Genomic DNA, 23,231 nt, shown 5'->3' with positions numbered 1-23,231 from the left:
GGAAGGGGCTTTTAAGATGGACCGGCAAGTAAGAATGGTTGCCTTTTATGCGACAAACGAAAACGTAGGAAAAAGTACGTTAAGTATTGCGATGGCAAATGAGTTAGCTCATTTAGGGAAAAAGGTGCTTTATGTAGAAGCGGACCAAGTAAGACCAAACTTCGCGGTTGGAACAGGTCTTAGCCATGAGAGTAAAAATATGCTAGGGCTTGTAAGAAAAGAAAATGAATACAATCTCTTGCAGTATATTTGTACCAAGCAAGATTTACTAGAAAAAAAAGTGAATCCAAGGTTGACGCAAAAATTACACGATAAGATGGATTTTCTGGTGTTTCCATCAGGTTATAGTTTAACTCAATTCCCAGAGATTCAAAAGAAAGAATTGTTTGTAACGACATTTATCGAATCACTTGTAGATACAGAATATGACTACATCATCCTATCGGTACCAACTGAATTATCCGAGGTGCTTAGTTACCCAATCCTATACCAATCAGACCTTGTTGTTCATGTGCTAAATGGCAACCCTCGTGGTGCGTTAGCAATTAAAAGAGAATTACAACTAATAGAAGAAGCAAAGCTAACATTACCTCGTATGATTCATGTTTTGAATATGGGAGACGAGGACTATGTAGAAGATATTGAAAAGCTTTCTTCCCAAAACATTGCGGTGACAATTCCGTATGACAGAGATCGTACGAGTTATGAATGGGGAATGCAATTTGGTTCCCCGCAAATTAATGCAAAGGTCCATCATATTATGGAAGTAGCTGGTCTTAATATTCCATCCCAGCACTCCTCTATGAAAAAGGGTCTCTTTGGTTTACGAAATTAAAAAGGTGGCAAGTAGTATGTGGGGCTATTTACAGGAAAAACAAGTATCCTTAAAGCGAAATCGAGTGGACTTATATCACTTTGGTTATAGGATTCGTTCTAAATCGGTTCGAAAGTTAGGAACAACTACAGCTCAACAAATTAAAGATATTACAGATGAAATTCGTGCATTTTTAGTAAAAGAACATCGTGATATCTTAAGCGAATCCTTTATGAATAAAGAGAAGAGAACAGCTGTGGAGCAAATTATTAAAGGCTTTTTACTAAGCAATCAAGTCGTCGTTTCAGATGTACCTTCGGAACAGTTACTAAATATGGTGTGTGATGAAATTGTTGGATTTGGGATTATAGAACCTTTAAAAGAAGATAAGGATGTAACTGATATTTATATCAATGGCACAAAAGAAATCATTTACGAAAAAATCGGAGAGGGAGAATGTACATTTCCTTACCGATTTGAGACAGAAGAAGAAGTGAAAGCCCTAGCTTATAAGATGGTAAACAGTACATCAGAGTCATTAAATACAGCAAAGCCGTATGTGGACTGCGTGTTTCCATATATCCGTATCAATATTGCTTTAGATGAACTTGGGGGACTCGGAACAACAATAACGATTCGTAAGAATGCAGATCACCTCCGTGCCTCTAAAGAACGTATGTTATCTACCAATCAAGCATCGAAAGAAATGTTACACTTTTTGGCTGCAGCTGTGAAAGCCAAAATGAATATTTTAGTCGCTGGAGCAACAGGTACAGGAAAGTCAGAGTTTATGAAGTATCTTGCTTCTCATATTCCAAATGGGAAGAAGAAAGAACGTACTCTCGTAGTAGAAGATAACCCCGAACTCTATTTACATCGCATATTTCCAGAACATCACTTCGTTCCGATGCAATGTAGGGCATCGGAAGTAGAAGAAAATGCAATCGATTTTGACAGATTGTTAACAAATGCTTTACGTCAAGGACCAAAGCGATTAATTGTAGGAGAATCGAGGGGGAAAGAAGCGTTAAAAATGATTAACTTCTTTCAAACAGGACATCCTGGTTTCACCTCTGTCCATGCAAGAAGTGCAAAAGAAGCGGTTAGACGTTTAATGCTTATGTGTCTGCAAAGTGGTGCGAATATTGATGCTCAGTATTTATATGAATTAATTTCACAGACATTTGATGTGATTGTCTTTTTAGAGAAGAAAGATGATGGGAATCGCTATATTACAGAGATGATTGAATTGTTAGATTATCGAGATGATATACAGTTCAATCAGCTTTCTCAATTTATTCCGTCGGGTGAGGAATACGATGAAATGAATGAGAGAGTAGGAAAGATTCATGGAGATCATATCATTACAGCAAAAATGTCAGCTGAAATGGAGAAGAAATTCCGTTCTTCTACTGTAAATCCAGCTCTTTATGCGCCATTCCTTTCACAAAAGGAGGTGCAGTATGCATAGTTTGTTAGCCTATGGATGTATATTTTTAATCTTTATTAGTGTAGGATTGCTCGTTTTACTTTTTGCAAAATCTAAAGGTTCTGCTCTTTCTCAATTTGTTCAAGAAAATGAGAAAGAAGAAAGGCGCTTGGAATTAAGAAATATCAAAGGGATACGAATGTATTTGCCACAATCCGTTATCCAAGAAGCCCAAAAGTACGAGTGGAAATTGACAAAAAGTATGTACTGGGTATATACGATTCTTTTCGGAATGAGTATTGCAGCAGTATTCTATTTTTCCTTTGGTAGAGTTCCTTTTACACTGATTACTGTTTTATCTGGATTTTTAGTTCCAAGGTTTCTTCTTTATCGAAGAAAAAAATGTTACTACTTGATTGTCATTGACCGTCTTTCTATCTATATGAAGGCAGTAGCAAATGCACTTCAAATTAGCAACAATGCAAAACGTGTGTTAGTTCAGGTGAAACCAATGATGCATGAAAGCATTCAAGAAGAAATAGAGAAAGTTTCTCTTTTATTAGAAGGTGGAACCACAATGCATCGTGCATTTAGAGAATTCAATGAAACGTTTAACTTTAGAGAATTGGTATTCTTCCATGAAATGTTGGAAGTGTGTAGCCGAGAAGGTGGAACAAATTCAGTACAAGTCCTACTAGATATTGCAGAAGATTTTGAAAAACAAAAGCTATACCTGGCAAGATTGCGTTCTAGTTTGTCGCAAGCACAACGGGCTTTTGTACAGAACTGCTTAATCGTTATCGCCATGCCAATTGTTATTATGTTGATGTCAAAAGAAGCATATGGATATTTAGCAGGTTCTATGATGGGGAAAATCGCGTTAGCGGTAAATATGTTCATTGTCTTTTTCTTAGCAACTCGTGTAGAAAAGATTGCAAATTATAACCCAACAGAAAGAGGGGAATAAGGTGGCTACGATTTTAGCTGTAGTGGTATTCGTTGTCATGTATTGGGTATTCTCTACCTTTCTACAAAGTAAAAAAGATAGTGGTAGCTTACTTACGAACTATGTAGAAAATGCAAAACGAATTGAAAAGAAGAATTTAAATCAAATAATGCTTGCTCCCTTCCAGTCGTTATCACATAAGTATCTGACAGAAGAAAAAAAAGAGCAGATCCAGAAAAAGTTAGAAGAAGCTGGCTTGGATACGGAACCAGAAGAATATCTGAAAATGAAGGTAGCATATCCCATCATTTTTACCTCTGTCTTCTTAATATGTACTGTATTTCATGATTACTATTTATTTAAAGTAGGCGCTCTAATGTCACCATTGCTTTATTTCTATCCTGATTATCTATTAAAGAAAAGAAGCAAACAGGCGATTGAAGCTAGGAAGTTCGAATTACCAGAGTATCTAATTCCAATGTTGCAGTTGTTAAAAACACATACAACATTAGAAGCAGTAAAAAAGGCAGAGATATATGCTGGAAGACATCTTCGTCCGTATGTATCTACACTTACAGCGGAATTAGAAATGTATGCGGGCTCGGATCAACCATTTCGAAACTTTGCTGCTGCTTTAAATAGTCCAGAAGTAAATACCTTTACGATTGCATTGCAACAAGCACAAAAAACAGACAAGGTACAGAGTCTTCGCATTATGGACGCACAAATTAAAATGATGCGCGAGTTAAAACATGAGAACTATAACCGTCTCATTCAAAATAAGCCGATGGAAATGAATAAATTTAACGTTGCTGTTATTGGTTGTATTGTGATTTATCCGATGGTGATTGTTATTCAATCTTTAATGCAAGGATTTGCAAGTTTATAGAAGACATTACTAAAAATGGAATAGGAAAAGGAGTAATACACATGTTAACAAAAATGAAGAATTGGTTAAAAAACGAAGACTCACAATTATCATCAGAAAACGGTATGTTAATCGCCTTGGCGGTCATTATCGTATTAGTGATTGGCCCATTTGTATGGAAAGCAATCCAAGGTGGTTATGATACGATTCTAGCTCGATTCACAAAAGCATCAAGCAATGCAGATGTGAATTCTTGGAACAAATAATAGAAGTTTTAGATGAATGATGTTTTTTAAGTATAGCTCAAATAAATGGATAAGGGAGATTCAATCATGTTAGCAAAAATGAAAAATTGGTTAAAAAACGAGGATTCGCAACTATCATCAGAAAACGGTATGTTAATTGCCTTAGCGGTGATTATCGTATTAGTAATTGGCCCGTTCGTATGGAAAGCAATTCAAGGTGGCTATGATACAATTCTAGCAAGATTCACAAAAGCATCAAGCAATGCAGATGTTGATTCTTGGAACAAAAAATAAATATAAAAATAAACGAGGGGGCTACTCTAAAAGTGGTTCCCTTTTTTACACAGCATTTTTTATGAAATTAAGAGGGGAGTAAAGAAAATGGGTCTGTATATTGTGGGATTATTACTAAGTTACATGTTCCTAAATGTATTTACTGATTTGAAATATAGAAAAACGAAGAATATGTGGCATCTACTATTCTTAATATTGGGGATAGGAATCACGTACCTTGCCGGAACAAGAACAGGGAAAGAGATTGCAATTGTACTAGTCATGGCCTTAGCGTGTGGGTTATTGCTAGAGACATTTAAATTTTCTTCACCCGGTGATACCAAAATGCTTGTGGTGGTAGGTTTATATGTTAGCAATGTAGTAGAAGAATCGGCTATGCTTACCGCAATTACACTCACAGCTTTCCATTTACTATTCTTTTGGATAGCTAGTGTGTATCGACTAATTAAGATTTTAGGATTTGTAGGAGCGATTAAAGACCAATTGGAGCATGCAGCTTCTATATTTGGGGCCAAACTACCAAAGAAAGAAATACAGCTGATACAGAGCTTTCCAGGGGCTTGTTCTATTTTATTAGGAGCAATTGTGTATGTTGCGTTCACTATCTATCAAAACGGAGGTATCCTGACTTGAACAGTAGAATCATTCATCAAAGAGAAACATATATTTATTACATGATATTCGCACTAGTAGGTGTACTTATTGCAAATATGTTTATTAATATGGTGTTTATACTAGCGTATCCATTACTTATCGCATTAATTGTACAGGTTGTTATGCTTCAGAAGATAAAAAAACCTTTTTATCGGAGCGGAAAAGAATTAACGGAACAGTTAAAACTAAAAAATATATTTCTAGTAGAATCAAACATTTTAGGAGATGAAGAAGGAACGGTCTATGAGGTGCATCAAATGCCTTTTTCATTTTCTAATGGATTAATTAATAAAGATAAGACTTATAAAGTGATAAGACAAGAGTATGAGAGAAAAGTTAAAGAAGATTTAACGAAAATTGCGAAATGGCAAGTTACAACAAAAGCTAGACTTGTTACGACAACACATTTTCGTTTATATACAATTTGGCAGAAAAATAGTACGGGTTATCAATTGAAAAAAATAGAGGATTGTGTTGATCCGTATGCAAAGATGAATCTCATACAATGGATGATTGCATCATTTTGCACAACTGGTCGTATCAAATATGATAAGAAACCAAAAGAATGGGAAAGTTACGAATGGATTACTTTAAGGCAAATATAAAAGACAGAATGTAAAACTTCTGTCTTTTTTTATTTAGTTCTTAAAATATGAAGGGAAAATGAATATATTAAACAGTGTAATAGATAAAACATTCGAAGGAGTAGATTTAATTGACTAATTTACCAATGATTTTGGAATGCTATTTTGGTTAGGGTGGGCTTCATTCTGCTGTTTAGCTCTTTTTGTAGCAAAAGATGAAAATAAGTATTTAAAAAGCCTCTTGTTTAGTATGTTTATGACTATGTTATTAATTAAGGCGGGAGGATATTAATGGAGGTGTATAAAGACAATAAAGTTATATAACTTTAATACCTAAAACAAGCATAACCCCGTACTAAATTTAGGACAGGGTTAAAATATAGTTATTTAATTTTCGATATCAGATACTTCACTGTACTCAAAAATATAACAATAAAGTCGTTTGGAAATCTAAGGTTTATTCAACAATAGCGCGCGATCCTGGAAGATTTCAAAAACGTTTATTTTTCTTTTAACATTGAATACTTTTGATAAGTTTTATAGAAGCTGATACCAATGAAAACAAGCATAAGGGCTGGAAGCAACCTCAAAAGGACAAATGGAGTTTCAAATAATAATGCTTTCCAAAAAAATGCACCTTTCATACTCCAAAGACCTTCAGTTAAATATACACCTGAATTCTTGTAAAGCATATGAAAATAAGGCAATAACAGTATACCAATACCAGATGAATAACCCATCAATCTTTTATAATAATTGCTCTTTGATTGGCGATCCGAGAAGATTTCATTTTGATCATCATCTTCTTTTTGCCAATATCGAGTTCCACTAAGCCAGGGCCCCTTTATATAGTTCCAACCGAAATCTTCATATATCCCTCTGTAATCTTTAAACTTTTTCTTTGACAAATAATCTTGATAATCCAGTCGCATCACATATCTCTTGTCGGTTTTTTCGAAAGTGTATATTCCTAATCCACTAATATTTGTACAACGATAGCCTTTTTGTAATTGCTCATTCAGCCATTGCTCCTCTTTTTCGATATCAAAAAATATCTTAGCTTTCTTCATTCGATTCACTTCCTTCGTACAGGGATAATATATGTAATAGCCTATTTTGCTCCATTTTCAAAATGGCACTTCCTTCCGCAGTTATCATATAAACTTTTCTCCGACCTGACTCTCCAACAGATTCAATCCAACCATGCTTATTCAAGTTTTCAATCGCACCGTATAATGTACCAGCTGCTAAAATAACAGTACCGTTACTTATCTTTTCTATCTTCTGCATTACGGCATAGCCATGGAGTGGCTCACGCATAGCTAATAAAATATAATGCATGGTTTCAGACAACGGTAGTAATTTATGTTTCATATCCTCACCCTTTATTCAGTTCGACTATATAGTTCAACTTAATAATAACGTAATACAGTTCAACTGAATAGTCAATAATATTTTCAATATTTGTCAAAAGAACTTAAAATAAATAGCTTGATAACAGGGGGGGAATCAAGCTAAAAAGTCACTTTCCTTACGTAAGGGAAAGCAACTTTTTGTGTAGTCTTATTCAATTAAATGGCTCAATTGTTGAAGAACATGACCAGCATTTTTTAAATAACTTTATTATGTTTTAAACGAATTTATTGTAAATTAAACAACTTTATGGGGATCAAGCTCATTTTCTATTATTTTAAATTAGTAGTTTCATTTCGTTAAAAAAAGATCTCCATATAAAAATGGGGATCTTTTTAAAATGACGATGAGATATGACTCAATTAAGCTTAAAAATAGACAAAAGAAAATAACTGTACTGCTAGATAAGGGGAAAACAAGAAGTTTAAAACTTGAAACTTTAATGCTTATTTCTACGCCAATTTGAATTAAGTGTAGATAAGAAGTACCTGAATCCCTCGTATCTTTAAAACATTATTACCTCATATATGGAATAAATTCGCATGATTTTTAAGTTAAATAAGTGTAAAAAAGTATGTATATGTAGTGGTAAGGAATAAATGCAAGCATGAGGGAAAAGAGTGGTCACCATCTTGTGCGGTGCTAACAAATATATACGAATCCTGCTGAAAAAGATTCGTGGATAATTACTAATTAAATTGTGTTTAAAAAAGAATTTATACATATATCTTGTGTCTTATTTTTAAACGTAATACAATATATGCATAAAGGTAAAAATGTCCATTTGGAATAAGGAGGTGATTAAATGGCAAAAGGATCAAAGAAAGTATCGAGTGCGTCTATGGCATCTAAAGCGTCAAAAGCATTGCAAAATAAGGGTACTAGTAAACTAACAAAAAGTCTTGCTGCTTCAGTTTTGGCACAAGCAAAAGGAAAAAAATGATGTTTTAACAGTTTTATATAGGAATTTGAAGTATTTTTATACTTAAAATAGATTGTACAAGCACTCTTATTATAAGGGTGCTTTGTCTATGAAAAGAAATTATTCTTGTTTATTAAGGAGGAAAAATGAGTATTGATGTAAAAATATTATCAGCTTTTATTTCAGTAATATTTTCAGTTCTTACTTTTTTACTTATTCATTTATATATTGAGCCGAGAAAAGTAAAAAGGAATTTTAAAATGGAACAATATAAGAATTTATATGCACCACTTTATAGTATGATAATTTCTAGTGTAAATATAGTTAAAGAAGAATCCATAAGAGCTGGTTATATAGAATTAGGACATACAAGTGAGCGAACCTATTTAAGTCCTCAAGATATTGAACAATTTATTTTTAAAAATGCAGGTTATGCTAGTCTTGAATTAATCGAAGCGACAAAAGAATTAGCTTCTTCTTTCGGTAAAATAAAAAAAGGTGTTTCACAAAACCTTGTAGAGGTAACAGTAAAAGATTATAACCAATTAAGACGTGAATTAGGAATGGAATATAATAAAGATGAATTAAACACAGGCATTCCGGATGTAATAAAAGAATTTCGAGAAATTAGCTAATAAACCATGTAAAGGAGAAAGAAATGAAATTCGATGTAGTTGAATCGGTAAAAAATTTATTAGGAGTTGAAGAAGGCAGTAAGGTAGAATACGTATTTGATAATATTGGAAGCGTAGCACCTTATATAAGTGGGGCTATTACTTCACATCGAATAAATCGATTGAAAAAACGTTTAGAAGAACATCAAGAACGTATTATAGCTATTGAAGATAAAATACAAAGATTGGACAAGGCATTTAATGAATTTCTTAAACAAAAAGCATTTCCTATTATTTTAGAAGATATAATGAATGATGCGCAGGATGAAAAAGTTGAATTTCTTTTTAATGGTTTTGAAAACATAATCGATCAAGAAATCAAAGATGAAAATCGTATCATAGCTTATTGTGATGTCTTAAGAGAATTAAGAGTGGATGATATAAAAAAATTGTTAACTTATACGGGGGAATATAGATATAATGTAACGGGAAAACTTAATAACTTTTTAAGTGTATCCGCATCACAAGAAGAGATTAAAAAACATTATGAAAATCAAGCATATAAAAAAAATATACAAAACCGATTAGAAAGAATGGGGTTACTTGGAATTGTGGCGAGTCCCGAAAAAGACAATATGGAAAGCAGTCAAAATGTTGCTAACCCTGAAATTGGAATTAATGCTTTTGGACGACATTTAATAGATTTCTTTGATTTAACAAGTTTAATTAAAGATGGACAATCGATTTAGCCTTTTTGTTTTGCTTAATGATTATTTAAAGAGTCTTGTGTCGGTAAGGGCGTTAATATATTAACTAATATATTAGGAAGAAAATTGTTTTATGTCGAACTACTCAACTTGACGAATCTTTTTAAACGAAAAATACTTATTTACAAGATAGTCGTATGTTATAATTTTGTTTAAACTTAAATTGAACGTTAAAGAGCGTATATATATCAATGTTTCTGATGGTTTATGGAGAAGATTAAATTCTATAACCGACTCAAAATCGTGTTCCTTCAGGAGTTTTAGTTCACCCCCGACCATCGGTATCGGTTAAATAGTTATAGTCAATTATAGAAGAATCAAGCAATAACAATGTTTAAAACGTCTTTCTACAGTTTTGTAGGAAGGCGTTTTTAGTGCTTTTAGGGGTATTTTGCTTAGAGAATCTACTTTTAAAGGCATATTCATTGTTCGTATTCATAGGTAAAGAGAGGAAGTTAACTTTTTTCTAGAAGAAAATAGACTTGTTACGACAACTTACTTTCGTTGATATACAATTTGGCAGAAAAACAGTACAGGCTATCAATTAAAAAAAATAGAGGATTGTGTTGATCCATATGCAAAGATGAACCTCATTCAATGGATGATTGCTTCATTCTGTACGACTGGACGTTTAAAGTATGATAAGAAGCCTAAAGAGTGGGAAAGTTACGAATGAATCGCCTTAAAATAAAAAGACAAAAGTATAAAACCTTTGTCTTTTTACTTATTAGTACAGTTTAATTTTGACTAGCATTAATATGTAATAAGATTAATTAGAATATATAATTATTATATTTTAATTATATGTTTTGCAAAAAGTAATAATACTGTAAATATAGATAATTAATCTAATAGTTTAAGATAAATGATTGAGTATGAAAGCTCTATGAAGAAATGAGTTTTTCTTCATTTTTGGATAATTTTTCATGAGAATAGTATGTTAAAATTTAGTTAAAAAAAAAGGGAGATAAGCTAATTGAAAAATGAAGAAAAAGTACCTCATGTATTTATATCATACAGTTGGTCATCAGAGGATCATAAAGAATGGGTTCTTGATTTAGCAAATAAGTTAATGAAAGAATCAGGTGTGGAAGTAATTCTTGATAGATGGCATGGAGTAGTGGGGCATGATAGATTTGAATTTATGGAGAATAGTATTAAAATTGCGGACAAGGTTTTAGTTATTTGTGACAAAGATTATTGTGAAAAGGCGAATACTAGACGCGGAGGGGTAGGAACTGAAACAATGATTATTACCCCAAACATTTATAATAATACAAAGCAGGAAAAATTTATTCCCATTTCTTTAGGAGAGGAGAATGGTGAATACTTTTTACCTGATTTCTTTAAAAGTAGGTTTGCTCTAGGTTGGAACTATGAGGATATTGATAAATCATATAAAGAGTTAGAAAGATTAATTTGGGAAGAGCCTTTATTAAAACCACCAGTTAGAGGGAAAAGACCAAATTTTGATGAGGTTGAAGTGGTTGAAAGTAAAAAAGCCAATAAATCAATTTTTGACACTAGTAATGAAGAGAGAGTAATTTGGTTGTTGCCACGCGGCTTTTTGATTTTTAATGATATAACTTATAGAAGTTATGATTCTTGGTCAGTTGTAGCGCATTATTATAATTATGATGGAGAATGGAAACAGGGTACACATTATCATGATTCATATTCTAAAGAATGGGATAGGTATTTAGACATTCAGTTCGACAAACTTTCAATTCCTAAAGCAGATTGGCTTTGGAGTACAACACCTTTGAAGTTTTTAATGGGACTTAGGGAAGTTAATGAGAAGATAGATATAAAGGAAATGGTAGAAAGTGCACAGAAATGCGATTACCCTGTTTTTTATTTTGCTCCTTCTGAACCTATAGAACTACCTGAGGTTCCACCTGAATATGAATTTTATTATAAAACAGGAAAGTTAAGAGATATTATTAATAAGATAGAGGATAATAAAAGAAATTTACAATTTTCTAGTGAAGAACTTATTGAAATGGCTATTAGTGTAAAGCACAGTCTATATCTAGAAAGTTTGAATTATTTCGGTGAACAACATCCATCTATTATTTTTATTAAAGAGGTACTAGACGAATATAAAGGAACAATTTCTAAAGAGGAAATTTTACAATGGTTTAAAAAGGTGATTGCTGTTTTAAGACCGGCTCTTAACTATGAAAGAGAAGTATGGATAAAACAACTAAATTCAAAAATGTGAGTAAATTAAACTGCTGACTAATCTCACTTTTTATGTACTAAGTAAGTAGTGCAAGTGGATTACGAATCGTAAAAATGCTCATAAAAAGATTGCATTTATTTAACTTGAAATGATCAAGGAGATAGTGAATAGTATGTAATATTTTAAAATGACAGATAATCATACTAATACTCAAACTGGAGGATAAGAAGGATATTTAGGAATACATACAAAAAGGCCTTATTTTTATATACAGGCCTTTTTTGAATGACAAATGAGATATGACTCAATATCTCATGTAGGACACTTTAATTATACATTACTTCAAGAATTTAGAAAAGAATCTTCAACAAAAGCTAGACTAATTACGACAACACATTTTCGTTTATATACCATTTTGCAGAAAAATAGTACAGGCTATCAATTGAAAAAATAGAGGATTGTGTTAGTCCGTATGCCTAAATGAAGAAATCAAAAGAGTAGGTAAGCTATGAATGGATTGCACTAAAATAAGAGACCATTATATGGTCTCTTATTTTATATAGTTGTTTTGCATGGTTTGTATAGATTTATAGATATTATCGAAATTTTCTACTTGTTCTAGACCAAGGTTTGACTTTTTATGTCCATCAAGAAATTCCATTACATTCTTTTGATAAATTTCTATATTTATAGGTGTTGTTGAATTTTTTAAGAATGTTTTTGGTAGCAAGGGCATATGAGATGATTTAAATGTTAGCTCACTTTTAATTAAATAACTTTCATATAGCTCACGAACAGTTTAAATTTGGTCAAACTTGAACTTTTCATTTTTGTTAAAAAGGAAGTAAATTGGTTCCTTTTTGTTAAGGTTGTTATTAATGGCACTTAGCATACTAGATAATTCTTTCTTATACTCAAGAATATCTTTATCATCATCTTTATTAGAGCGGGTAATCATAGTACAACAATCAAAAAACCTTAAAGTATTAATAAGTAAAATGCCACTTAAATCCTTAATTACAGGAACTAAACTATATTCTTCTTTCTTTGCTTTATAATATTAAGCAACTGACTACGTAGCAGGAGTTGTAGAAAGAAGCTGATACGGAAGATTATGAAGAGAGAAAGTTTTAGTGGAATTTAAGCAACAGCTGATTAACTGTTAGTATTTTGCTTTGTAAAAAAAATTCAATAATTTATCGTTGCAACCGCTTACTTTTTGTGTATAATGAAGGTAAGTTAATAATTAAAAGGATTGTTACTGTTCAGCAGGCAAAACCTAAATTGATCTAGAGGCTACGGGTGTAGTGTGGCTTTTGGAATCAGTTTAGGTTTTTTTATTACCTTTTGTGACTTTAAGAAGAAGGTGGAACAATATGAGAATCCATAAAATCTTAAATAACAATGTTGTTTGTACGATGAAGGATAATGAGACAGAAGTTGTACTTATGGGCAGAGGTTTGGGATTTCAGAAAAAAGTAGGCGATGCGATTGATGAATCTAAGATAGAAAAAACCTTTGTGCTAGAAACAAGAGAATTATCAGAGAAACTCGCTAAGTTGCTAACTGAAATTCCTGTAGAAAATTTAGAGATTACAGAGAGAATTATTCAGTTTGCTAAGACAGTTTTGCCGGGGGATTTAAGTGATTATATTTATCTTACATTAACGGATCACTTAAGTTTCGCCTTAACTCGGCATAAAGAAGGAATGGATCTCAAAAATACTCTGCTTTGGGAGATAAAGAGGTTCTATCAGAAAGAGTTTGAAATTGGTCTACAAGCTTTGAACATCATTGAAGAAGAGACTGGGCTTAGACTTTCTGAAGATGAGGCAGGGTCAATTGCACTGCATTTCGTTAATGCACAGCAAGGAGAGCCGGCAATGCAACAAACGGTAACGATGACGAAAATCGTCCAAGATATTTTAAATGTTGTAAAGTACCACTATAAGATGAACTTAGATGAGAATTCATTTAATTATAGTCGGTTTGTAACGCATTTGCGATATTTTGCTCAGCGTTTAATGCAGAAGGAATTGAGCTCGGCCGATGATGATTTTTTATACGAGCAAGTGAAAAATAAGTACGAAGAGGCGTATTGTTGTACAGAAAAAATTGAAGCATACTTACAAAAAGCACATAATAGTCATCTTTCAAAAGATGAAAAGGTGTATTTGACGTTGCACATTCATCGTGTAACGAAACGCAATGAATTATGTAATTGAATAAACGGGATTGTTACTGTTTAGCAGGCAAAACCTAAATTGACTTGTAATGGAGTGATTCGTATGTATCGCACCGTTATGGTTAGTTTAGGTTTTTTCTTTTTATAAAAATGATAAATGAGATGATTGTAGGGGGGAGAAATTATTATGAAGTATGAAAAATTGGCAAAAGACATACTGAAACATGTTGGTGGGAGAGAAAATATAGATAGCGTTATACATTGTATAACTCGCTTACGATTTCAGTTGAAAGATGAGGGGAAAGCTAATACAGAAGTACTGAAAAGTATGGAAGATGTTGTGACTGTTATGAAAAGCGGCGGACAATATCAAGTTGTAATTGGTAACCATGTATCCGACGTGTATAAAGCGGTTATTGCTGTCGGAGGATTTCAAGAAACAGAGGAAGAAAGTGCGAGTGAGAAGAAAAAGAGTAGTCTAATAGATATTCTCTCTAGCATTTTCACTCCTATTTTAGGGGTGTTAGCTGCAACAGGGATGATTAAAGGATTTAATGCACTATTTGTAGCGTTAGGCTGGTTAAGTACACAGTCAGGAACGTATCAAATATTAAATGCAGTTGGCGATTCGTTATTTTATTTCTTCCCGATCTTCTTAGGATATACAGCAAGTAAGAAATTCGGAGGATCACCATTCATCGGTATGGCAATTGGTGGAGCATTAGTCTATCCGGCTCTATCCGGTATAACAGCAAGTGAGCCATTATATACGTTATTTGCAGGGACTATGTTTGAATCACCAATTCATATTACGTTTTTAGGAATACCAGTTATTTTAATGAACTATGCATCATCTGTTATTCCAATTATCCTCGCTTCTTATTTTGGAGCGAAAGTAGAAAAGTCTTTAAAGAAGGTCATTCCGGATGTTGTGAAAACATTTGTACTACCATTCTTAACGTTACTAATCGTTGTACCAGTTACATTTCTCGTTATTGGTCCAATTGCGACGTGGGCAGGGCAGTTCTTAGGACAGGCGACGCTTTGGCTTTATAATTCAAGCCCATTAGTTGCGGGTGCTTTACTCGGTGCTTTCTGGCAAGTGCTTGTCATATTCGGCCTTCATTGGGGCGTTGTTCCGATTGGCTATAACAATTTAGCAGTACACGGTATTGATCCGATACTAGCGCTTATATTTGCTGCTTCATTTGCTCAAATTGGTGCTGTACTTGGCGTTTGGATGAAAACGAAAGATCAGAAATTAAAAACACTTAGTATTCCGGCTTTTATTTCAGGTATTTTCGGTGTTACAGAGCCGGCGATTTATGGTATTACACTTCCTCTTAAAAAGCCGTTTATTATGAGTTGTATTGCTGGGGGAGTTGGCGGCGCAATACTTGGCGTATTTGGTACACAAAGTTATATGACGGGTGGGCTTGGCATATTTACGCTTCCGACATTTATTAGTCCGGAAGATGGGATTACAGCTGGATTTTGGGGAGCAATTGTTTCGATGGTTGTTTCTTTAATAGTAGGTTTTATTCTGACTTACTTATTTGGTTTTACAAAAAAGCAAATATCTACAGAAACAGATGGAACAATTGATAAAGTTGCTGCATCAAACGATGATGAAGTAATCTTTAGTCCTTTTCATGGTGTAGTTATGCCACTTCAAAACATTGATGATGCTGCATTTGCATCAGGTGCGTTAGGTGAAGGCATTGCGATTGAGCCTTCGGAAGGAAAGTTATTTTCACCACTATCAGGTACAATTTCTGCGCTGTTCCCGACGAATCATGCAGTAGGAATTACGGGGGATTCAGGTGCTGAAATTTTAATCCATATTGGGATGGATACTGTGAAATTAAATGGCGAGTTTTTCTCCTCTCATATTGAACAAGGAGCGAGAGTAGAAAAAGGGCAATTACTTATTGAATTTAATATAGTTGAAATTCAAAAGGCGGGTTATATTGTGACGACACCAGTTGTTGTTACAAATTATGATAAATATAGTATGAAAAAAACTGAAGTAGAAAAGATTCAAGCAGGAGATTCTTTACTAGAGTTAGGAGTTAAATAGTAGTTACATTTCATTATGTTTCACACGAAGAAAGGCATTCCTTGAGAATCGTAATACCTTTCCTCGTTAAATCTTATATAAAGGAGTTTTTCTATATGTCTAAAGTTATTTTTCCTAAAGGATTTTTATGGGGGGGAGCGATTGCTGCCAATCAAGTTGAAGGCGCATATGTAGAAGACGGAAAAGGATTAACGACGGTTGATCTATTACCAACTGGTGAAAACCGCTGGGATATTATGAAAGGAAATATTCATTCCTTCACACCAGTAGAAGGAGAGTTTTATCCATCACACGAAGCAATTGATTTTTATCATCGTTATAAAGCAGATATTGCTCTTTTTGCAGAAATGGGATTTAAAGCGTTACGTGTATCGATTGCGTGGACGCGTATTTTCCCAAATGGTAATGATGAAAAGCCAAATGAAGCAGGATTACAGTTTTATGATAACGTATTTGATGAACTGTTGAAGCATGGCATTGAACCAGTTGTTACGATGGCTCACTTTGATGTGCCTATTCATTTAGTAGAAAAGTATGGAAGCTGGAGAAGTAGAAAGCTTGTAAAATTCTTCGAGACGTACGCAAAAACGATTTTTAATAGATATAAAGATAAAGTGAAATATTGGATGACGTTTAATGAAATTAATATGCTTTTACATTTACCTTTCATGGGAGCAGGTCTAGCATTTAAAGAAGATGATAATAAAAAACAAATTCAGTATCAAGCAGCTCATCACCAACTTGTCGCAAGTGCGTTAGCTGTAAAAGCTTGTCATGAAATCATTCCAGATGCAAAAATTGGTTGTATGCTCGCAGCTGGTGCAACGTATCCATATACATGTAATCCAGACGATGTTCTTCGTGCGATGGAACAAGACCGTGAATCATTCTTCTTCATTGATGTACAAGCAAGAGGAGCATATCCTGGATACGCAAAACGCTTCTTTAAAGATAATAATTTAACAATTGAAATGGAAAAAGAAGATGAAGAAATTTTAAAAGAGTATACTGTTGATTATATTGGATTTAGTTATTATGCAAGTAGAGCAACAAGTACAGATTCAGAAGTGTTAAAAAGCATAACGAGCGGGAATGTATTCGGTTCAGTTGAAAATCCATATCTTGAAAAATCAGAGTGGGGATGGACGATTGATCCAAAGGGCTTCCGTATTACAGCGAACCAACTTTATGATCGCTATCAAAAACCTTTATTTGTTGTTGAAAATGGTCTCGGTGCAATCGATCAATTAAATGATGAAGACGAAGTGAATGATGAGTACCGTATTGATTATCTAAAGAAGCATATGATCGAAATGTCCGAAGCAATTCAAGATGGAGTAGATATTATCGGTTATACAAGTTGGGGCCCGATTGACCTTGTCAGTGCTTCTACTGGCGAAATGAAAAAACGTTATGGATATATATACGTTGATAAAGATAATGAAGGAAAAGGTTCATTAAAAAGATCGAAGAAGGACAGTTTCAATTGGTATAAAGAAGTAATTGCGACGAATGGTGAGAGTTTAAAATTTTAATTAGGAAAAGGAGGCACCTTGATGGATGTCTTCTTTTTTCGTTGTGAATAAAGCATGGAGGAAGAGTGCTATGACTAGAACGTATAAAGAAATAATTAATGAAATGAACAGAGTTTATAATTAATTCTAAATTTTACCGTTTTAGGAGTTAAAAGATGAGTACGGTCTTACAGGACAGCAAGGGAGCATGCTATTTCATATTAATTTAAATGAGAATACGACAGCAAATCACATTGCGGCTACTTTTAATATATCAAAAAGGGCTGTGAGCCAAGTTTTATCGGAATTGGAAAAGCAGAAGATGATTTCAAAACAAGTAAACCCTAACAATAAAAGGGAGTATTTCCTTACACTTGGTCCAAACGGTAGTAAGTATATAGAGCGATTGTCTGAGTTAGATGATGTATTAATTGAGAAATACTTTTCAAAAATCGATATAAATGCTTTAGAGCAAATGACGGATACGTTAACGAAAATAAATAAGGTTATATTGGAAGAAAAACAGAAGGATCTTGATTGTAATGAGTAAAAAGGAGGGGAAGCATGTGATGAGTTACATACAAAATATGATTACGATAGTAAACTTTGTATGTGGCCTTTTGGCTATTTACGCTGTTTTCGTTCACTATATGTAATTGGGATTTCATAATTGGCATTACAGGTAATCCTTCTTGTTCCAATAATATGTATCTCTTTTTGTTATTCTCTATGAGAACCTCTTGTGCCCTCATAAAACTCACCACCTAAAATATTATTAAAGCTCTGGCTAAAGCCCTAATTACGCCTCCTTCTATGGGCGACGACCCCACCTTTAGTACATATATTTTTCTGGATATTATGTACATATTTTGCTATATTTTCAATGTGTGTATAACGAATCTAATATGTATAAGAAAAGAGGATATATGCCCTAAGGACCTCACCATCTCCATAGGATGGCGAGGCTTTTTAATGTACCAAAAAAAGACACCCAAATAAGAGTGTCTTTTCCCATAGTTTTTAGCAGAAGCAAGAAGCTCCAACAATAATTAATAAAATAAATAATACAACTAATAAAGCAAATCCTCCTGCAAAGCCACAGCCGCCACCGCAACTACCACTAAAGCCCATAATAATTCCTCCTTTAAATAGTAGGAGAAAAATAAGGAGTCACTCATGTATTTTAATGGATTCAAATTACTTTATGTTTTTATGGATTAAATGAGCAGGTCCTTTTGAAAAATAAAAAAAAGGCGCCATAAAGCGCCTCCCATTTGGGTAAATAAGAAGTAAGGTTTCTAAGATAACTGAAAAAATAGAACAGGTGCTTAGATTTTATCACGATTTTTTGTTGAATGAACATGCATTATTACATATTATCATAAACCCCTCTATTTTCCATTAGATAAAATATAATCCCAATATTGTTAATAATTAAATAAATATTTCTACAGATTCAAAATATTTACAAAATTAACAGAAGTGATACATTTAAGGTGCAAGTTATAAAAACTATTTGAGGGGGATTTATTATGTTCAAGAAATTAGTAGTTGGAACATTAGCAGCTGGTATTGCATTGACTGGAGGAATTGGTGCTGCATCAGCAAATTCAGAGACTTATGAACGTTGTTATAAACCGTTAGAAGACATTACATATAAAAATGGTATATACTACAAACAGGAATTTAATACCGAAAATGTATTCAGAAATGCATACACTGATAATGAAGGTATCACATGGTATTTTAAAAAATATGAAATTTCAAGGTACTGCGGAGGATATTTTGCCTATTATGAAGGTAGAAAATACTAAAAAGCCTCAATATTTGAGGCTTTTTTGTTTATTTATAATTATTTTTCATAAAGAAAAGACACCCAAAGGTGCCTTCCGACTTGAACCACTTTAATTTTAATAATATGTATTGGACGCCAATCCAAAGATAATTCTAACATGTTTTCATATAAATGAAAGCGGATCCTTTAACTTACTTAATTACTTTGTCCATAATTTCTTTATATTTGTTAAATTGGGCATCTTCCATATCACCATTCATTTGTATAAGGAAGTTACCTTTTGCGTAAGTATGAGAGAATAGCATTTGATTACCATTACCTAAATCGTCATAGTATTTCTTAGCTTTTTCAAGATCTTCTTTGTTTTTAAACTCAAATATTCTACCACCACTATCTTCACCTAATGCTGGAACCAGAATGCGCTTTGCTTCTTTTCTAGTATTTCCAAATTCTTTTTCTGGTAGATCACTAGGATTGTCAGCTTCTAATCCTGCAGCTTTAAATTCTTCAATTACCTTACCAACCGTGACATTATTTGTCATTGATTTAACGCTGTCACAAGCGGATAAACCAAATAATAATAGAGCTCCAATAAGTAATACTGCTAATCTTTTAAACATAGTTGTTCATTCCTCCTAATGTAAATGAAAAAGAGAGCTGGAGCCTTCAAGGAGGTATGGAAACAATTATGAGCTTCAAGGGCCATCTTAGAATTCAATACCACAATTCATTTTTTGGAAGTGTATTTGAGAACCTTTTATTTTTGGATTATAAGAGTGCTCTCACATTTACGACAAGCAATTTTCTCTTCTTCAAAAATGAATAGATTCTCAGCATCACATTCTGGGCATACAACTGCAAATGGTGTTTTTATATTTTTATAGCATAGGAAAGACATGACTGCCAGGAATAGAGCAGGTATAACAAGCATCATAAGTAAGAATAGGCCTGCAAAAACGCCTGCAATTATGGAAAGTGGTTTCATTAGTTTTCTACCCACGGAGTTTACTTGATTATCCTTCTTACGAAAAGCAGCAACAATGTAAGTTTTGGTTTCTCTTACCTGCTCAAATGCTCTTACTGTATTGTAATCTTGTTCATTCATAGTGGAATAGGAAGTGTTTTGCCCTTGAAACCCTCGTTGTATATAATAGTTGTTTGAATCAGCTATTCGTGGTGTATACGAGATTCCAGTTCCAGGTATATAAGTTGTTGTTCTTGATTCAGGTGGAATGGAGTTCCTTCCCGTACCTGTGTATGTAAAGTTAATTTTCACACCCGGGGAAACTTGGATAATTCTACGAAACTTATAACCCATAATATTGTATCCTCTCCATCTAATTAATATAATCATTTACTTATTATAACAAATTTTTAACTTAAAATTAATATATTATGTTGAAACAAACTAATAAAAGAGAGTAATATTGAAGTTGACTAATTTAAGGTGCTTTAGGAGTCCTTTTTTATAAAGAAAAGACATCCTAAGGTGCCTTCCGACTTGAACCACTTTAATTAAAATAATATGTATTGGACTCCCATCCAAATATTATTTTTTCATGTTATGTTATATTTTGTTATGATTTTTAATTGCGGTTAACACCCAATTTTGATTCAATTTCATTTAAGCTAGCTTGAGCGTTACTTAGTTTTTGATCGAAAAGCTTGATTGATTTTTGAGCTTCTTCCATTCTTCCTTTCAACGGGGCTACTCTTTTTACTCCTTGAGTTACAGCTTATCCAACATTACTTCTATAGTTAGTTGCTAGTCCAAACTCTACTCTGAATTTCTCAATCTTTTCTTTTCATGTTATTTGTTACTCGTTATAGGGAAAGTTATCATGCAATGAAGAGTGAGAAATCAAGAATTATAAAAAATATAGTATATTGGAAATGATATATTTAGATGTTATAATTAAAATCTCTAAAACTACCCAAAAAAGACTACCAATATGAAATTGTACCCAATTGTTAATTATGTGTCTAACAATTGGGGTGCACTTCACAAATGGTGGTCTTTTTTATATAGGTGAGATTGTACTAGTATGATAAAGTAGAATTAACTGTATATTGTGAGGGTGATTATTTATTCCTCCTTTCTATTTGAAAGAAAAGGGGGAGAGAATATATCTATAGATTTTTTGTTTGAGCTTCTAAAAGAATTTGTGAAAGCAATTGTAAGTGAAGTTTCTGCGTATGTTTTTAGGAAACAAACTTTAGAAAAAAGATAACAAAAAACAATCCCCGTTGCCATCGGAAGCAAAAGGGTAGGTTTCGTAAAAATAAATGATATAATTACCATCCTGACGGTAGCAATTACTAGAAGTGATGTTAGCGCATCTCTTCTTTTTTATGTATATTTGACATAAAAAATCAATGAGCATGTAATAGATATAATGTACAAAAGAAAAGACACTCAAAAGTGTCTTCTTACGATTTGAACCGTCGTAATATGGCATTGGATACCAATCCGAGTATTATTTTACCACGTTAAATAATTTTGGTTATTGAGAAAGAATAAAAGCACTCTTTCGAGTGCTTTTAACTATTCAACTTTTAAATTAATTTCTTTACCTGTCATACCGCCACTTGCTTTTAAGAAAAGACCTTCAGCATCTTTTGGAATATCAAATACAATTTTACCTGTCTGTGTTAGACCAGGATTTAATTGTTTTAAGAAGAAGTCAGTTTTCCCACCATTAGCCAAGTCAAAAGATGTTTGACCTTGTGTTGAATATGTGAATTCACGACCTTTGCTATCTACTAATTTAAAACTATTAGCATCAACAGTGATAGCGTCTTTTTGATTATTAGTAAGTGTAACCTCTAAAATTTTAAAGACACCTTGTGCTTGTTCTTTTGTATATTCATTACCCACAGAATCTACTGTTTCCATAGATCCTACAGCGATTTTTACATCAGAAGATACACCTTCTTTTGATACTGCTCTAGTGTCTGTTGAAGTTTTTTCTGTTGAGTCTCCACCACCAGCGACCATAGCAATTATTCCGATTACAAATAAAGCTATAATGCCTAGGCATCCAAATTTAAATATTTTTCCCACGTTTGTTCCTCCAATTATGTAAAATATAAGATTGCCAAGATAATAATAACAAACTATATATAAAGATATTGTCATATTATGTCGAAAGGAAATAAAAAAGATAGTTTAGAATTTTCAGGCTGAAATTCCGTCTTATGACCTATTTTTCCTCGCATATTGGCAGTACTTCTTACTCATAAAAAAAGACACCCAAAGGTGCCTTCTTCCTACTTAAACCACTTTAATTTTTGGACTTTTTTCCTTACCGAATGGAAAGTAGAGATGATTCAATTATGTACCGATCTGGAGCGTCTCCTATATAGTCAAAAGGATAACAAGTTGTTAATGTTAATGTTGGCTCACTTTTTTCTACAATAACTGTTCGATCTTCTGAATCTGTTATCCAATGCTTGTTAATTTTATATGTATATGTTTTATTTTCATATTCCACAATAAGTTGGTCATTTTCCTTTAATTGACCAAGCTCGGTAAAAACAGTATCTCTATGTCCACTTAAAACTGTATGACCATTTCCAGATGGTGTAGTGGTTAAGTCACTAACAAACATACCTACACCCTTTTTTAGTACTTTATCATCAGCTCCCCAATATACAGAGTATTTCTTTTGTATTTTAGGGATAATTAAATATGCTACTTTATCTCCTAACTGATGGTTTACCTTTGAAGCGGGAATTTGTACAGATTCTTCCGGTTGTAATGTAGTTTCCGTCTCAGTCTCTGTTTGATTGCTATTTTGCGTTTCATTTTCTTTAGAAGGTGTGGAGGTCTCATATTGTTTAGCCTCGTTAGTTGTTAACGACTCTGCTGATTGTCTAGCACTATACCATTCTAGAAAATAATAGGAAAAGATAGTAAGTC

Annotated in this window: 23 protein-coding genes and 4 pseudogenes; 19 read left to right on the top strand and 8 right to left on the bottom strand. The window is 33.1% G+C overall.

Annotated features, from left to right (window positions below; translation table 11 throughout):
• The first annotated feature begins 16 nt into the window (after nucleotides 1–16).
• The 8 genes from D1166_RS19895 to D1166_RS19860 all read left to right on the top strand — a co-directional run bounded on the left by D1166_RS19895 (nucleotide 17) and on the right by D1166_RS19860 (nucleotide 5,855).
• On the top strand, nucleotides 17–835 hold the full coding sequence (locus tag D1166_RS19895; protein WP_098209553.1) for an AAA family ATPase: 819 nt from the start codon (nucleotides 17–19) through the stop codon (nucleotides 833–835).
• Nucleotides 836–851: 16 nt separating this feature from the next.
• Nucleotides 852–2,285 (top strand): TadA family conjugal transfer-associated ATPase, encoded by a 1,434-nt coding sequence (locus D1166_RS19890; protein WP_097998736.1) that lies wholly within the window; start codon nucleotides 852–854, stop codon nucleotides 2,283–2,285.
• Nucleotides 2,278–3,210 (top strand): type II secretion system F family protein, encoded by a 933-nt coding sequence (locus tag D1166_RS19885; RefSeq protein WP_098202953.1) that lies wholly within the window; start codon nucleotides 2,278–2,280, stop codon nucleotides 3,208–3,210. Before D1166_RS19890 ends, D1166_RS19885 begins: the two co-directional genes overlap by 8 nt.
• Nucleotide 3,211: 1 nt before the next feature.
• Nucleotides 3,212–4,078 carry a hypothetical protein gene (locus tag D1166_RS19880; RefSeq protein WP_000201165.1) on the top strand — a complete coding sequence of 289 codons (867 nt, stop codon included), beginning with the start codon at nucleotides 3,212–3,214 and terminating at the stop codon, nucleotides 4,076–4,078.
• A 41-nt stretch (nucleotides 4,079–4,119) separates the two neighbouring features.
• The gene (locus D1166_RS19875) at nucleotides 4,120–4,323 is read left to right on the top strand and encodes a hypothetical protein (RefSeq protein WP_000956353.1); all 204 of its coding nucleotides are present in this window, start codon (nucleotides 4,120–4,122) and stop codon (nucleotides 4,321–4,323) included.
• Between the two features lie 66 nt (nucleotides 4,324–4,389).
• Nucleotides 4,390–4,596, top strand: coding sequence for a hypothetical protein (locus D1166_RS19870; protein ID WP_000879954.1), 207 nt, complete (start codon nucleotides 4,390–4,392; stop codon nucleotides 4,594–4,596).
• Nucleotides 4,597–4,683: 87 nt separating this feature from the next.
• Nucleotides 4,684–5,229: a hypothetical protein gene (locus tag D1166_RS19865; RefSeq protein WP_000525024.1), complete on the top strand. Its 546-nt coding sequence runs from the start codon at nucleotides 4,684–4,686 to the stop codon at nucleotides 5,227–5,229.
• Entirely contained in the window at nucleotides 5,226–5,855 is a 630-nt protein-coding gene (locus D1166_RS19860) for a hypothetical protein (RefSeq protein ID WP_001088480.1), read from the top strand. Before D1166_RS19865 ends, D1166_RS19860 begins: the two co-directional genes overlap by 4 nt.
• Nucleotides 5,856–6,334: 479 nt before the next feature.
• Here the strand turns inward: D1166_RS19860 and D1166_RS19855 are convergent, their stop codons facing one another.
• Nucleotides 6,335–6,904: a DUF2812 domain-containing protein gene (locus D1166_RS19855; protein ID WP_000709385.1), complete on the bottom strand. Its 570-nt coding sequence runs from the start codon at nucleotides 6,902–6,904 to the stop codon at nucleotides 6,335–6,337.
• Complete coding sequence (locus D1166_RS19850) at nucleotides 6,891–7,208, bottom strand: PadR family transcriptional regulator (protein ID WP_000681020.1); 318 nt, start codon at nucleotides 7,206–7,208, stop codon at nucleotides 6,891–6,893. Before D1166_RS19850 ends, D1166_RS19855 begins: the two co-directional genes overlap by 14 nt.
• Nucleotides 7,209–8,052: 844 nt before the next feature.
• On the opposite strand from D1166_RS19850, the gene D1166_RS31340 reads away from it, so the two are divergent.
• The 10 genes and pseudogenes from D1166_RS31340 to D1166_RS19800 form a co-directional block, all read left to right on the top strand.
• Complete coding sequence (locus D1166_RS31340) at nucleotides 8,053–8,190, top strand: hypothetical protein (RefSeq protein ID WP_001051893.1); 138 nt, start codon at nucleotides 8,053–8,055, stop codon at nucleotides 8,188–8,190.
• Between the two features lie 125 nt (nucleotides 8,191–8,315).
• Nucleotides 8,316–8,804 carry a hypothetical protein gene (locus D1166_RS19845; protein ID WP_000020917.1) on the top strand — a complete coding sequence of 163 codons (489 nt, stop codon included), beginning with the start codon at nucleotides 8,316–8,318 and terminating at the stop codon, nucleotides 8,802–8,804.
• Nucleotides 8,805–8,827: 23 nt separating this feature from the next.
• Nucleotides 8,828–9,532, top strand: a complete 705-nt coding sequence (locus D1166_RS19840) for a hypothetical protein (RefSeq protein ID WP_097862160.1) — start codon at nucleotides 8,828–8,830, stop codon at nucleotides 9,530–9,532.
• A gap of 496 nt (nucleotides 9,533–10,028) precedes the next feature.
• A pseudogene (locus D1166_RS32180) lies at nucleotides 10,029–10,226 on the top strand (hypothetical protein); the annotation flags it as partial.
• A 300-nt stretch (nucleotides 10,227–10,526) separates the two neighbouring features.
• Nucleotides 10,527–11,774: a toll/interleukin-1 receptor domain-containing protein gene (locus tag D1166_RS19830; protein ID WP_097862159.1), complete on the top strand. Its 1,248-nt coding sequence runs from the start codon at nucleotides 10,527–10,529 to the stop codon at nucleotides 11,772–11,774.
• Between the two features lie 1,337 nt (nucleotides 11,775–13,111).
• Nucleotides 13,112–13,960, top strand: a complete 849-nt coding sequence (gene licT / locus D1166_RS19820; RefSeq protein WP_070184266.1) for a BglG family transcription antiterminator LicT — start codon at nucleotides 13,112–13,114, stop codon at nucleotides 13,958–13,960.
• A gap of 147 nt (nucleotides 13,961–14,107) precedes the next feature.
• Nucleotides 14,108–16,000 (top strand): beta-glucoside-specific PTS transporter subunit IIABC, encoded by a 1,893-nt coding sequence (locus D1166_RS19815; protein ID WP_000873014.1) that lies wholly within the window; start codon nucleotides 14,108–14,110, stop codon nucleotides 15,998–16,000.
• Between the two features lie 95 nt (nucleotides 16,001–16,095).
• Nucleotides 16,096–17,535, top strand: coding sequence for a 6-phospho-beta-glucosidase (locus D1166_RS19810; protein WP_000048733.1), 1,440 nt, complete (start codon nucleotides 16,096–16,098; stop codon nucleotides 17,533–17,535).
• Nucleotides 17,536–17,605: 70 nt separating this feature from the next.
• A pseudogene (locus D1166_RS19805) lies at nucleotides 17,606–18,064 on the top strand (MarR family winged helix-turn-helix transcriptional regulator).
• Nucleotides 18,057–18,167: pseudogene (locus tag D1166_RS19800) on the top strand (CDP-diacylglycerol--serine O-phosphatidyltransferase); the annotation flags it as partial. The pseudogenes D1166_RS19805 and D1166_RS19800, both read left to right, overlap by 8 nt.
• Before the next feature lie 367 nt (nucleotides 18,168–18,534).
• Here the strand turns inward: D1166_RS19800 and D1166_RS19790 are convergent.
• A complete protein-coding gene (locus D1166_RS19790; RefSeq protein ID WP_000506971.1) occupies nucleotides 18,535–18,645 on the bottom strand; it encodes a YjcZ family sporulation protein in 111 nt (36 codons plus the stop codon).
• A gap of 401 nt (nucleotides 18,646–19,046) precedes the next feature.
• On the opposite strand from D1166_RS19790, the gene D1166_RS19785 reads away from it, so the two are divergent.
• Entirely contained in the window at nucleotides 19,047–19,328 is a 282-nt protein-coding gene (locus D1166_RS19785) for a hypothetical protein (RefSeq protein WP_000473845.1), read from the top strand.
• A 172-nt stretch (nucleotides 19,329–19,500) separates the two neighbouring features.
• On the opposite strand, the gene D1166_RS19780 is transcribed toward D1166_RS19785, so the two are convergent.
• The 5 genes and pseudogenes from D1166_RS19780 to D1166_RS19760 all read right to left on the bottom strand — a co-directional run.
• Nucleotides 19,501–19,929, bottom strand: a complete 429-nt coding sequence (locus D1166_RS19780) for a hypothetical protein (protein ID WP_000476452.1) — start codon at nucleotides 19,927–19,929, stop codon at nucleotides 19,501–19,503.
• A 137-nt stretch (nucleotides 19,930–20,066) separates the two neighbouring features.
• A complete protein-coding gene (locus tag D1166_RS19775; RefSeq protein ID WP_097862157.1) occupies nucleotides 20,067–20,627 on the bottom strand; it encodes a DUF4236 domain-containing protein in 561 nt (186 codons plus the stop codon).
• Between the two features lie 268 nt (nucleotides 20,628–20,895).
• Nucleotides 20,896–21,114 (bottom strand): annotated as a pseudogene (locus tag D1166_RS19770) (ribonuclease); the annotation flags it as partial.
• Nucleotides 21,115–21,854: 740 nt separating this feature from the next.
• Complete coding sequence (locus D1166_RS19765) at nucleotides 21,855–22,373, bottom strand: DUF4352 domain-containing protein (RefSeq protein ID WP_000516007.1); 519 nt, start codon at nucleotides 22,371–22,373, stop codon at nucleotides 21,855–21,857.
• A gap of 241 nt (nucleotides 22,374–22,614) precedes the next feature.
• A partial coding sequence (locus tag D1166_RS19760) for a class D sortase (protein ID WP_133300467.1) occupies nucleotides 22,615–23,231 on the bottom strand: 617 nt, incomplete at its 5' end.

This window comes from Bacillus sp. ISO11 (assembly GCF_003458115.1).
In the GTDB taxonomy this organism is placed as follows: Bacteria; Bacillota; Bacilli; order Bacillales; family Bacillaceae_G; genus Bacillus_A; species Bacillus_A cereus.
Note: the sequence above shows the minus strand (reverse complement) of the source record. Positions and strands in the feature narration are given on the sequence as shown.

Excerpts from the sequence above, each read along its gene's own strand:
- D1166_RS19865 (WP_000525024.1), top strand. The coding sequence starts at position 4,684 with ATGGGTCTGTATATTGTGGGATTATTACTAAGTTACATGTTCCTAAAT.
- D1166_RS19775 (WP_097862157.1), bottom strand. The coding sequence starts at position 20,627 with ATGGGTTATAAGTTTCGTAGAATTATCCAAGTTTCCCCGGGTGTGAAA.
- D1166_RS19895 (WP_098209553.1), top strand. The coding sequence starts at position 17 with ATGGACCGGCAAGTAAGAATGGTTGCCTTTTATGCGACAAACGAAAAC.
- D1166_RS19810 (WP_000048733.1), top strand. The coding sequence starts at position 16,096 with ATGTCTAAAGTTATTTTTCCTAAAGGATTTTTATGGGGGGGAGCGATT.
- D1166_RS31340 (WP_001051893.1), top strand. The coding sequence starts at position 8,053 with ATGGCAAAAGGATCAAAGAAAGTATCGAGTGCGTCTATGGCATCTAAA.
- D1166_RS19780 (WP_000476452.1), bottom strand. The coding sequence starts at position 19,929 with ATGTTTAAAAGATTAGCAGTATTACTTATTGGAGCTCTATTATTATTT.
- D1166_RS19885 (WP_098202953.1), top strand. The coding sequence starts at position 2,278 with ATGCATAGTTTGTTAGCCTATGGATGTATATTTTTAATCTTTATTAGT.
- D1166_RS19890 (WP_097998736.1), top strand. The coding sequence starts at position 852 with ATGTGGGGCTATTTACAGGAAAAACAAGTATCCTTAAAGCGAAATCGA.
- D1166_RS19850 (WP_000681020.1), bottom strand. The coding sequence starts at position 7,208 with ATGAAACATAAATTACTACCGTTGTCTGAAACCATGCATTATATTTTA.
- licT (WP_070184266.1), top strand. The coding sequence starts at position 13,112 with ATGAGAATCCATAAAATCTTAAATAACAATGTTGTTTGTACGATGAAG.
- D1166_RS19870 (WP_000879954.1), top strand. The coding sequence starts at position 4,390 with ATGTTAGCAAAAATGAAAAATTGGTTAAAAAACGAGGATTCGCAACTA.
- D1166_RS19785 (WP_000473845.1), top strand. The coding sequence starts at position 19,047 with ATGTTCAAGAAATTAGTAGTTGGAACATTAGCAGCTGGTATTGCATTG.
- D1166_RS19840 (WP_097862160.1), top strand. The coding sequence starts at position 8,828 with ATGAAATTCGATGTAGTTGAATCGGTAAAAAATTTATTAGGAGTTGAA.
- D1166_RS19815 (WP_000873014.1), top strand. The coding sequence starts at position 14,108 with ATGAAGTATGAAAAATTGGCAAAAGACATACTGAAACATGTTGGTGGG.
- D1166_RS19855 (WP_000709385.1), bottom strand. The coding sequence starts at position 6,904 with ATGAAGAAAGCTAAGATATTTTTTGATATCGAAAAAGAGGAGCAATGG.
- D1166_RS19875 (WP_000956353.1), top strand. The coding sequence starts at position 4,120 with ATGTTAACAAAAATGAAGAATTGGTTAAAAAACGAAGACTCACAATTA.
- D1166_RS19790 (WP_000506971.1), bottom strand. The coding sequence starts at position 18,645 with ATGGGCTTTAGTGGTAGTTGCGGTGGCGGCTGTGGCTTTGCAGGAGGA.
- D1166_RS19845 (WP_000020917.1), top strand. The coding sequence starts at position 8,316 with ATGAGTATTGATGTAAAAATATTATCAGCTTTTATTTCAGTAATATTT.